Origin of the sequence: Rhodoplanes roseus (genome assembly GCF_003258865.1) — a bacterium.
Taxonomy (GTDB): Bacteria; Pseudomonadota; Alphaproteobacteria; order Rhizobiales; family Xanthobacteraceae; genus Rhodoplanes; species Rhodoplanes roseus.
On the sequence record NZ_NPEX01000227.1, the window covers coordinates 1 to 9,499 of the forward strand.

At 71.4% G+C, this 9,499-nt stretch carries 13 protein-coding genes; 8 read left to right on the plus strand and 5 right to left on the minus strand.

Annotated features, from left to right (window positions below; all coding sequences use genetic code 11):
- Positions 1-250: 250 nt before the first annotated feature.
- A complete protein-coding gene (locus tag CH341_RS34400) occupies positions 251-742 on the plus strand; it encodes a hypothetical protein (protein ID WP_170149779.1) in 492 nt (163 codons plus the stop codon).
- Here CH341_RS34400 and CH341_RS23630 read toward each other — a convergent pair.
- Positions 682-1,077: a DoxX family protein gene (locus CH341_RS23630; protein WP_425376207.1), complete on the minus strand. Its 396-nt coding sequence runs from the start codon at positions 1,075-1,077 to the stop codon at positions 682-684. The genes CH341_RS34400 and CH341_RS23630 overlap by 61 nt on opposite strands.
- A gap of 188 nt (positions 1,078-1,265) precedes the next feature.
- Between CH341_RS23630 and CH341_RS23635 the strand changes: the two genes are divergently transcribed.
- A complete protein-coding gene (locus tag CH341_RS23635; protein ID WP_111421441.1) occupies positions 1,266-1,715 on the plus strand; it encodes an EamA family transporter in 450 nt (149 codons plus the stop codon).
- Here the strand turns inward: CH341_RS23635 and CH341_RS23640 are convergent.
- The 3 genes from CH341_RS23640 to CH341_RS23650 all read right to left on the minus strand — a co-directional run bounded on the left by CH341_RS23640 (position 1,703) and on the right by CH341_RS23650 (position 3,014).
- On the minus strand, positions 1,703-2,287 hold the full coding sequence (locus CH341_RS23640; RefSeq protein WP_210208579.1) for a DUF4334 domain-containing protein: 585 nt from the start codon (positions 2,285-2,287) through the stop codon (positions 1,703-1,705). The two genes, CH341_RS23635 and CH341_RS23640, sit on opposite strands and share 13 nt — an antisense overlap.
- Positions 2,284-2,529 (minus strand): hypothetical protein, encoded by a 246-nt coding sequence (locus CH341_RS23645; RefSeq protein ID WP_111421442.1) that lies wholly within the window; start codon positions 2,527-2,529, stop codon positions 2,284-2,286. The genes CH341_RS23640 and CH341_RS23645 overlap by 4 nt, the downstream gene beginning before the upstream one ends.
- A 137-nt stretch (positions 2,530-2,666) precedes the next feature.
- Positions 2,667-3,014, minus strand: a complete 348-nt coding sequence (locus CH341_RS23650; RefSeq protein ID WP_111421443.1) for a 2Fe-2S iron-sulfur cluster-binding protein — start codon at positions 3,012-3,014, stop codon at positions 2,667-2,669.
- A gap of 265 nt (positions 3,015-3,279) precedes the next feature.
- Between CH341_RS23650 and CH341_RS23655 the strand changes: the two genes are divergently transcribed.
- The 5 genes from CH341_RS23655 (at position 3,280) to CH341_RS23675 (ending at position 8,147) form a co-directional block, all read left to right on the plus strand.
- Positions 3,280-3,567 carry a GlsB/YeaQ/YmgE family stress response membrane protein gene (locus CH341_RS23655; RefSeq protein ID WP_210208581.1) on the plus strand — a complete coding sequence of 96 codons (288 nt, stop codon included), beginning with the start codon at positions 3,280-3,282 and terminating at the stop codon, positions 3,565-3,567.
- A gap of 177 nt (positions 3,568-3,744) precedes the next feature.
- On the plus strand, positions 3,745-4,230 hold the full coding sequence (locus CH341_RS23660; protein WP_111421444.1) for a DUF2934 domain-containing protein: 486 nt from the start codon (positions 3,745-3,747) through the stop codon (positions 4,228-4,230).
- A 151-nt stretch (positions 4,231-4,381) separates the two neighbouring features.
- Positions 4,382-5,260 carry a class II aldolase/adducin family protein gene (locus CH341_RS23665; RefSeq protein ID WP_245431218.1) on the plus strand — a complete coding sequence of 293 codons (879 nt, stop codon included), beginning with the start codon at positions 4,382-4,384 and terminating at the stop codon, positions 5,258-5,260.
- 118 nt (positions 5,261-5,378) lie between these two features.
- Positions 5,379-6,308, plus strand: coding sequence for an AEC family transporter (locus CH341_RS23670; RefSeq protein WP_111421445.1), 930 nt, complete (start codon positions 5,379-5,381; stop codon positions 6,306-6,308).
- 162 nt (positions 6,309-6,470) lie between these two features.
- A complete protein-coding gene (locus tag CH341_RS23675; protein ID WP_111421446.1) occupies positions 6,471-8,147 on the plus strand; it encodes a methyl-accepting chemotaxis protein in 1,677 nt (558 codons plus the stop codon).
- Positions 8,148-8,198: 51 nt separating this feature from the next.
- On the opposite strand, the gene folE is transcribed toward CH341_RS23675, so the two are convergent.
- Positions 8,199-8,816: a GTP cyclohydrolase I FolE gene (gene folE, locus CH341_RS23680; protein WP_111421452.1), complete on the minus strand. Its 618-nt coding sequence runs from the start codon at positions 8,814-8,816 to the stop codon at positions 8,199-8,201.
- Positions 8,817-9,008: 192 nt separating this feature from the next.
- Between folE and CH341_RS23685 the strand changes: the two genes are divergently transcribed.
- Complete coding sequence (locus CH341_RS23685; protein ID WP_111421447.1) at positions 9,009-9,422, plus strand: DUF2177 family protein; 414 nt, start codon at positions 9,009-9,011, stop codon at positions 9,420-9,422.
- Positions 9,423-9,499 lie beyond the last annotated feature (77 nt).

Here is a 9,499-nt window from a genome sequence, read left to right on the forward strand (position 1 = left end):
GCGGCGGGGGCGGCGCCGCGGCGGCCGCGCCGCGATAGCCCGGCGCCACCACGACGCCGGTCGCGCCGGCTCCGGGCGCCACCACATTGGTGTTGCTCGGCGCCACCACGTTGGTGTTGGTCGGTGCCACAACGTTGGTGGTGGTCGGCGCCACCACGTCGCGACGGAATCCGGCCTCGCCCGGCTGGCCAGGATACTGGCCGGGATACTGAGCGGGCTGACCCGGGTACTGGCCGGGACGCTCTGGATATTGACCCGGCTGGCCCGGATGTTGTGCGGGCTGACCAGGATACTGTCCAGGCTGACCCGGATATTGTCCGGGCTGGCCGGCATGCTGCCCGGCCTGGCCGGGTTGTCCGGGCTCCGGCCGGGTCGCCGCTCCGGACGACGGGGCGCCGGAGGGACGCTCGCCCTCGCGGCCAAATCCGCGCTCGGACTGGCCTCGCTCGGATTGGCCCCGCTCCGACTGACCCCGCTCGGATTGGCCCCGCTCGCCGCGCCCGCCCGGCGCATCGAAGGCGAGGGCCGGGACGGACAACGATCCCGCCGCGACCACGGCCGCGACGACGATCCGCACACCGATCATGAGCATGTCTCCGTGTTCGGGGCGGTGCTCCGCCCGGTAGGTGCTGAAGAGCAGGACGCGAGCCGCACGCGGCTCGCGGGGGCCGTGTCGGCGAATCAGCGCTTCTTCCAGATCGCGTCGATGCTCAGCGGACCGCCGCCGGCGCAGGCGAAGTAGAGGAAGATGAAGCAGAACAGCACGGCGGCCTCGCCGCCATTGCCCTGCGGAAAGAAGCCGCGCGGCGCGTGACCCATGAAATACGCGAAGGCGAGCTCGCCGGAGAGGATGAAGGCCACCGTCCGGGTGTAGAAGCCGACGAGCAGCAGGGCGCCGAAGAAGATCTCGATCGCGCCGGCGAACCAGTACAGCGAGAGCAGCTCCGGGGTGCGGGTCGCGACCGGCCATCCGAAGAACTTGGAGAACGGGTGCTGCAGCAGCAGCAGCGCCGTCATGATCCGGACGATGCTGAGGACGATGGGCGAGAAACGCTCGACGGCACGTTCGATGTTCACGGGGGTGAGACTCCTTCTTGCGTGACCCGTTTACCGCGAATCGGTTAGCGGACTCCTCTCACAATGACCTGATCGGCCGAGCGGTTAACGGACCGCGAAGCCGCGCGCCGGCATCCTGCCGGCGGGCTTCCGGGCTCGAGCTTTTGCCGCTAGACCACGGACACGACATCGTCCGGCCGGAGCCACCGATGCGATCCCTGCTCTCCTCCTGGCAGACGAGCTGGCCGGCCTGGGCGCTGCTCTCGGCCGTGTTCGCGGCCCTCACGGCGATCTTCGCCAAGATCGGCGTCGAGGCGGTCGGCTCCGACTTCGCCACCTTCGTGCGCACCCTGGTCGTGGTGGTCGTGCTGGCCGCGATCCTGGCCGCCACCGGCCAGTGGCAGGCGCCCGGCACGGTGCCGGCCCGCACCTGGCTGTTTCTCGGCCTCTCCGGTCTCGCCACCGGGGCCTCGTGGCTCTGCTATTTCCGCGCCCTGAAGCTCGGCGACGCCGCCCGCGTCGCGCCGCTCGACAAGCTCAGCGTCGTGCTGGTCGCGATCTTCGGCGCGGCGTTCCTGGGCGAGCGCCTCTCGGCCGCCAACTGGGCCGGCGTCGCGCTGATCGCGGCGGGCGCCATCCTGGTCGCCTACAAGGGCTGACCCGCCGGCCGGTCCGGGCCGGCGTCTCGGCGCAGCACGAAGAAGAACGGCGCGGCGAGCCCGCGCAAATCCATCAGGCCGAGGCGCGTGTCGGCATCGACCCTGCGGAACACGTCGATTATCGGCTGGTGGTCGTAGACCATCGCGGCGCCGCTGCGGCCGCGCCATTCGATCAGGCGCAGCCGCGCCGTCGGCCGGCGGGTCGCGAGCAGCGGCAGCGCCAGCCGGAAGATCGCCTGCGCCGCCGCCAGATGGCCGAGCCGCGGATGGCGCACCAGCAGGCCGACCGGCAGGCGGGCCGGATCGAGCGCCGTCAGCGCCCCGTCCCGTCGCGTGAACAGAAGCGGCGAAACGATTTCGGAATCAGCGAATTCCTTGCCCCACCAGCCGAGCGCCTCGAGCATTCCGTCGAACGGATGGCCGGTCGGGAGACCGGTGCCGCGCCAGCGGCCGATCATTTCGGCGAGGGTCGGCGCCGGGAGCGCGTCGAACAGCGCCAGCGCCTCGTCGGCACCGGCTCCGGCGGACAGCCGGGCGAGGCGCGCGGCGAAATCGTCGGACGATGCCGTCACGCGCCGCCGGCCGTCCCGGTCCCGGGCGGCGTGCCGGCCCCGTTCCCCTGGGCGACGCCCTGGGCGGCGAGCTTGGCCGCGGCCTCCCTCTTGGCCGCCCGCCGCTCGGCGCGTTCGGCGCGCCGGTCGTCGCGCATGCGCTTCAGCTCGAACAGGGCGAACCACACCCAGTTGACCGGCCACCACAGCACCGGCCCCTTGGTCTCGTGCCAGAGAAAGCCACGCCCCTTGAAGTAGTACATGCCGACGCACTCCCGAGAGAGGCGCCGAGCCTAACCCGAAGCATGCGGCCGCGGAATCCGTGATGCGCCGGGGCCGCGCGGCCGAGCACGCCCCCGGGCAGACCTGCGACCGGACCGTAGCAAAGCGCGTGAAGCCCTCAGAACTTCACGAGAATATCCTCGTGGCGGACGATGAACTGGCAGGCCAGGCGCCACGGCGGCGGCAGGTCCCGCACCTCGGCGTCCTCGATCTGCTGCGACGTGATCTTGCCGGCCAGCTTGAGGACGGTCTTCTCCTTCTCGGTGAGGCTGATGCCGAGCGGCGTCTTGCCGGTGAGGACCGAGACCTCGCAGGCGCAGGAGCCGCACTCGCCGTTCTCGCACTCGAAGTGGATCGGGACCTTGTGCTCCTTGGCGACCGAAAGGAGCGTCCGGGTGTCGCCCGCGACCGCGTAGACGGTCACGTCCTTCGGCAGGGCAGGCGAGGTGAAGGTGACGTCGGCCATTGGGTCTCTCTCGCAGAATTGAAGGGTTCCAATGGCGCCGCCCTCGCAACCCGCGTGCCATCCCGAAGCGCCGCCGAAACCCCACCAAAACCTCGCTGTTTCCGCAGCCGCGCCCGGTCCGCGATGTGGCGTTCCGGACAAACCGGGCCGACATGTCGGCAAGCCGCCACGCGGCAGCGCCGTCCCCTACCCTGGAACCGGGACCGCCGCGCCACGTTGAGCCCGCGCACCGGCCGGGGCCGGGACCTTTTTCGGAGGACGCCTGATGGGCATCGTATGGATCATCGTGATCGGCTTCGTGGCCGGCATCTTGGCACGGCTGCTGGCGCCGGGGCCCAACAAGCCGTCGGGCTTCATCCTCACCACCCTGCTCGGCATCGCCGGGGCGTTCGTCGCGACCTGGCTCGGCCAGACGATCGGCTGGTACCGGATGGACCAGGGAGCGGGCTTCATCGGCGCGACGGTCGGCGCCGTGCTGGTGCTGTTCATCTGGAACCGGCTGGTCGCCTCGCGGCGAATCTCCGACCCGTCCGGCGAACGGCGCTGGCTCTAGCCGGACCTCTCGCACCAGATCTCCCGCCGGCCCGGCCGCTCTCGTCGAGTCGCCCGGGCCGGCGCACTGCATAAAACTTGCGCACTAGTCCAGCGCTCCCGCGGTGCGTGTCGTTTACCCTCCCTTAACCATACCGGAGCCATCCATGGTGGCTACGAGAGGGACAGGAGGTTGCAGATGTCACACTCGCTTCAGGAGCTCATACGGGAGCGCGCCTACCACATCTGGAATGCCAATGGCTGCGTCGACGGCCGTGACGACCAGTACTGGCTGCAGGCCGAGCGCGAGGTGCTGGCCGAGCTCGCCGCCAATGCCGTGACCGCCGTGGCTGCGGCCGTGCCGGCCCCGGCCCCGGTCGAGGCGCCCGCGCCGGCTGCGGCGCCGGTGGCGAAGACGACCGCCAAGGCGTCGGCCAAGGCATCGGCCAAAGCGCCGCCGCCGTCCAAGAAGAAGGCCTCGCGTCTCGCCGCCAAGGCGAAGGCCGCGGCCGCCAAGCGCGGCACGCCCGCCGAAGCGCCCGCCCCCGCTCCCGTCGCTGCGGCTCCCGCCGCCAACGCGGCTCCCGCCAGCACGGTGGTGACGCTGACGGCCAGCAAGCCGGCCGCCCCGCGCGTCGAGGCGAAGGCCCCGGCCGCCAAGCAGAAGCTGCGGGCCGCCCGCTGAGACGCGGGATCGACGAACTGGTCGGCGCGAGGCCCCGCTCTCGCGCCGTTTTGCATCCTCGGGCGACGCTCCGCCTGCGTTGACAGGCCGGGCGGCACACCGTCTGCTCGGACCACCGGCGTCAAGACCGGGCAACCCGAGGATCGCCCCCATGACTCACCCGAACATCGTCCAAAAATCCGTCCGTCCCGAGCACCGCTGGCGGCTCGGCCTCGTCGCCGCCGTGGCGACGCTGCTCGGCGTCGGCGGCGCCGCGGCGCAGTCGCCCGGCCCCGCCTCGCCGACCGCCTCGCCGACCGCCTCGACCAGCCCGATCGCCGGCGTCGACGCGGCGCTGGTCAACGACATCGTCATCGGCAGCCGCATCCTCGCCGAGTTCGGCGTGCTGGACGGCTTCGGCCATGTCAGCGCCCGCCATCCGACCGACCCGAACCGCTTCCTGATGGCGCGCTCGCTCGCCCCGGCGCTGGTGACGTCCGACGACATCATGGAGTTCGATCTCGACGGCAACCCGGTCGACGCGCGCGGTCGTGCCGTGTTTCTGGAGCGCTTCATCCACGGCGAGGTCTATCGGGCGCGGCCCGACGTGCGCTCGGTGGTGCACACCCATTCGCCGGGCGTGATCCCGTTCAGCGTCAGCAAGGTGCCGCTGCAGGCGATGTACCACAACCCGGCGTTCCTGGCGGCCGGGGTGCCGATCTTCGACATCCGCGACAAGTTCGGCGCGACCGACATGCTGGTGCGCAACGCCGCCATCGGCAAGGCGCTGGCCGATTCGCTCGGCGACAAGTCGGTGGTGCTGATGCGCGGCCACGGCGACGTGACGGTCGGCCCGAGCATCAAGGCCGCGGTGTTCCGCGCCTACTACACCGACGTCAACGCGCGGCTGCAGTCGCAGGCGATCGCGCTCGGCGGCGACCCGACCTACCTGACCGTCGAGGAAGGCGCCAAGGCGGACGCGACCAATCTCGTGGTGATCGACCGAATCTGGAATCTGTGGTCGATGAAGATCGTCGGCGCCTCCCGATAGGCCGCCGGCGCTGCGCGGCCGGCGCCTCCCGCCGGCCGTCCCCGCCCAGGACGTTCCGCGTGCCCCGCCCTCCTCGCCCCGACCGCGCCCCGGACATCGGCCGCCCGGACGTCCGCCGATGACCGGGCCGATCCTCCTGGCCCTCGCCCCGATCGTGCTGCTGATCGGCTTCGGCTACGGACTCAAGCACACCGGCTTCCTGGCCGACGCGTTCTGGCCGCAGGCCGAGCGGCTCGGCTATTTCGTGCTGCTGCCGGCGCTGTTCGTGCACGGCCTCGCTACCACCCAGATGCAGGCGCTGCCGGTCTGGCAGATGGCGGTGGCGCTGTCCGGCGCCGTGCTGGTGGTCGGCGCGCTCGTCGTCGCGGCGAAGCCGCTGATGGGCATCGACGGCCCGGCCTTCACGTCGGTCTTCCAGGGCAGCGTGCGGTTCAACAACTACGTCGCCGTCACGGTGGCGGTCGGCCTGTTCGGCAGCCAGGGCGTCACCCTGTCGGCGATCTGCAACGCCGCCATCGTGCCGACCGTCAACATCTTCTGCGTCTTCGTCTTCGCCCGCTTCGGCCATGCGCGGCTGACGGCCGGCGGCATCCTGCGCCAGATCGTCAGCAACCCGCTGGTGCTGGCCTGCGCGGCCGGCCTCGTGCTGCAGACGACCGGCCTCGGCCTGCCGCCCGGGATCGAGCCGGCCTTGAAGGCGCTCGGCGCCGCCTCGCTGCCGCTCGGCCTGCTGTGCGTCGGCGCGGCGCTGGATTTCGGCGCGGCGCGGCGCTGGGTCGGCCCGGTGGCGGTGTCGTCGGCGATCAAGTTCCTGGCCATGCCGGCGGTGGCGTTCGGCCTGGCGCTCGCGGTCGGCCTCGACGGGCCGCCGCTCGCCACCGTGCTGCTGTTCCACGCCATGCCGACCGCCGCCTCGGCCTACATCCTGGCCCGCCAGCTCGGCGGCGACGCGCCCCTGATGGCCGGCATCACGGCCGTGCAGACCGTGCTGGCCGGCCTCGCGATGCCGCTGGTCGTGGCCGCCCTGCTCGGGCTGGCGGGGATGTGACGCGGGGCGGTGGTCGAGGGATCAGCCCTCGCGCCATGCGGGCCGCGTGATCAGTTTCTACTTTTCGCAACTATCGAGAATATTAACACCACCTGATTACGCTTCAGGGTGGCATCGGCGATCTCCCCCGCCGCCCGACGCGCCCGCTCGAGGATTGCCTCCATGTCGTCATTGCTGCGTCTCCGCATCCGCGGACGGCTCTACGCCCTCGTCGCCCTGTTCGGCGTCGGCTGCATCGTCCTGGCCGGCGCCATGGTCTGGCTCCAGAGCAACCGCGCCGCGGACGCCCGCGCACGGGCGCTCGAGGCTCTGGCCGACACCGCCGTCGGCGCGCTCGAGGCGCAGCGCAAGCTGGCCCAGAGCGGCGCGATCAGCGAGGACGAGGCGAAGAAGCGCGGCCTCGCCGTGATCGCCGAGATGCGCCACGGCAACGGCGACTATTTCCTGGTGATGGACAGCCAGTTCGTCATGCTGATGCATCCGACGACCCAGCAGAACGTCGGCAAGTCTCAGGTCGACGCCAAGGACAGCAACGGCTACGCCTTCAACCGCGACCTGAAAAAGCAGATCGAGGCCGGAGGGGCCGGCCTGATCAGCTACGTGTGGAAGAAGCCGGGCGCCGACGCGCCGGTCGGCAAGACGGCGGCGTTCAAGCTCTACCGGCCGTGGGGCATGGTGGTCGGCACCGGCGTCTACGACGACGACATCGCGGCCGAGACGCGCGCCACCCTGTGGCGCGCCGGGCTGGTCACGCTGGTGCTGATGCTCGCCCTGGGCGGCATCGCCATCCTGGTGGCGCGCAGCATCGTGCGCCCGCTCGGCGAGCTCCGCTCGGCCCTCGTCGACCTGTCGGAGGACCGCGACATCGCCGGCCGGCTCGACCTCGGCCGCCCGGACGAGCTCGGCGACATGGCCCGTGCCATCGACGTGTTCCGGACCCGCTCGGTCCAGCGGCTGGACGACGAGGCGAAGGCGCGCTCGCTCGAGGGCGGGCGGCAGGCCCGCATCGACGCCCTCATCGCGGGCTTCCGCGCCACCGTCAGCGACGTGCTGTCCGCCGTCGGCAGCAGCCTGAAGACGCTGGAGGGCACGGCCGGCTCGCTCGGCAGCGTGACGCAGGGTGCGACCCGCCAGGCCACCGACGCGGCCCGCGCCTCCGAGCAGGCGGCCGGCAACGTCCAGGGGGTCGCCTCGGCGGCCGACGAGCTGGGCTCCTCGGTGGCCGAGATCGGCCGCCAGGTGACGCAGGCGAATGCCGTGGTCGGCGAGGCGACGGCGCTCGCGGCGCGCAGCAACGAGCAGGTCGCCACGCTGGCCCAGGCGGCGCAGCGGATCGGCAACGTGGTCGGGCTGATCAAGGCGATCGCCGAGCAGACCAACCTGCTCGCGCTCAACGCCACCATCGAGGCGGCCCGGGCCGGCGAGTCCGGCAAGGGCTTCGCGGTCGTCGCGTCGGAGGTGAAGACGCTGGCGAGCCAGACCGGCAAGGCGACCGAGGACATCGCCGCCCAGGTCGCCGGCATCCAGGGATCGACCAAGGACGCGGTCGACGCCATCGCCAAGATCGCCGGGACGATGGACGAGATCGGCCGGTTCACCGGCTCGATCGCCGCCACCATCGAGCAGCAGGCCGCCGCCACGCAGGAGATCTCGCGAAACGTCGGCCAAGCCGCGGCGGGTGCCAGCCGGGTCGCCGAGAACATCGCCACCGTCACGACCGCGATCGACGAGGCCGGCCGCTCCGCCGAGGACGTGCTGGGCGCCAGCGGCGAGGTCGCCGGCGCCGCCCGGCGCCTTCAGGACGCCGTGGACACCTTCCTGCGCGACGTCGCCGCCTGATCTCGGCTGCGAGGCGGGCCCCCCCGCGGCGGCCCGGCAACCCCGGCGGCGTCAGTCGATCAGCGACAGGAATTCCTGGCGGGTCGCGGTGTTGTCGCGGAACACGCCGGTCATGCGGCTGGTCACCATGTCGGTGTCGTGCTTGTGCACGCCGCGCGTCGTCATGCAGTGGTGCTGCGCCTTGATCACCACGGCGACGCCCTGCGGCTCCAGCACCTCCTGGATCGTGTCGGCGACCTGGGCCGTGAGCTTCTCCTGGATCTGGAGCCGCTTGGCGTAGACCTCGACGAGCCGCGCGAGCTTGGAGATGCCGACGACGCGGCCGTTCGGCACATAGGCGACCCAGGCGCGGCCGATGATCGGCACGATGTGGTGCTCGCAGTGGCTCTCGAAGCGGACGCCGCGCAGCACCACCATCTCGTCGTAGCCGGCCGTCTCCTCGAAGGTCTTGCGCAGGATCGCCACCGGATCCTGGTCGTAGCCCTTGAAGAACTCCTCGTAGGCGCGCGCCGCCCGGGCCGGCGTCTCCAGCAGCCCTTCGCGGTCCGGGTCGTCGCCGGTCCAGCGGATGATGGTGCGGAACGCCGCCTCGACCTCGGCCCGCGAGGGCCGCTCGATCTTCGGGCGAGCGCGGGTCTTCCGGTCGTCGCTCTTGGTCCGCTTCGCCATCGTGTCGATCGCCTGCAGCGCGGGGGTCATGTCGGGTCCTTTCCTATAGAGCGAGCCGAATACGACGCAAAGCGGCGGCCGGATCAGGGTGCGGCATTCGGGCCGAGACGATCGACGGCGCAGCCGGTGCGGTGATCCGGACGCACGCTGCGGACGTAGTCATCGCAAACGCCCACCGACAGGACCGATCCATTGCCCTACGCGATCACTTATGCGGCCGTTCTCGTGGCCTTCGTCGCCGTCGACGCGGTCTGGCTCACCAAGATGGGCCCCGTGCTCTACCGGCCGACGCTCGGCGACATCCTGCTGGAGTCGCCGCGCTTCGCGCCCGCCGTGGTGTTCTACCTGATCTACCCGATCGGCATTCTCGCCTTCGCGGTGGCGCCGGCCCTGAAGGCCGAGAGCGTCGTGACGGCGATCGGCTGGGGCGCGCTGTTCGGTGCGCTCGCCTACGCCACCTACGACCTCACGAATTACGCGACCCTGCGCAACTGGACGCTGCAGCTCACGCTGGCCGACATCGTGTGGGGCGGGGTGCTGTCCGGCTTTGCCGCCGCGGCCGGCTACGGCGCCGCCGTCGCGTCGCGCAACTGGATGGGCTCCTGAGGCATTGCACCACACGGCCTGCCGGACGCCCGGCAGGCTAGGCTCGCGGCGAGAGACCCCCGACACGATCCCGATAC